Genomic DNA, 332 nt, shown 5'->3' with positions numbered 1-332 from the left:
TGGTGACCCGTACGGGATTCGAACCCGTGTTACCGCCGTGAAAGGGCGGTGTCTTAACCACTTGACCAACGGGCCAAAAATTTAAAAAATTTTTCCAAGCTTCCAACCGGGGTTGAACCGGTGACCTCTTCCTTACCATGGAAGTACTCTACCAGCTGAGCTATGGAAGCATAATGGCTCCGCAGGTAGGAATCGAACCTACGACCGATCGGTTAACAGCCGATAGCTCTACCGCTGAGCTACTGCGGAATAATATTGCCTGGCAACGTCCTACTCTCACAGGGACAAGGTCCCAACTACCATCGGCGCTAGAGAGCTTAACTTCCGTGTTC

Annotated in this window: 3 tRNA genes; all 3 read right to left on the bottom strand. The window is 51.5% G+C overall.

Annotated features, from left to right (window positions below):
• Positions 1-75: transfer RNA gene (locus tag JDS81_RS29920), tRNA-Glu, on the bottom strand.
• Between the two features lie 22 nt (positions 76-97).
• Positions 98-170 (bottom strand) — tRNA-Thr (locus tag JDS81_RS29915).
• Between the two features lie 4 nt (positions 171-174).
• Positions 175-249, bottom strand: a tRNA-Asn gene (locus JDS81_RS29910).
• Positions 250-332 lie beyond the last annotated feature (83 nt).

This window comes from Bacillus cereus group sp. N31 (assembly GCF_016483245.1).
GTDB classification, from domain to species: Bacteria; Bacillota; Bacilli; order Bacillales; family Bacillaceae_G; genus Bacillus_A; species Bacillus_A toyonensis.
The sequence above is the reverse complement of the archived record's forward strand: the minus strand, read 5'-3'. Positions and strand labels throughout refer to the sequence as shown.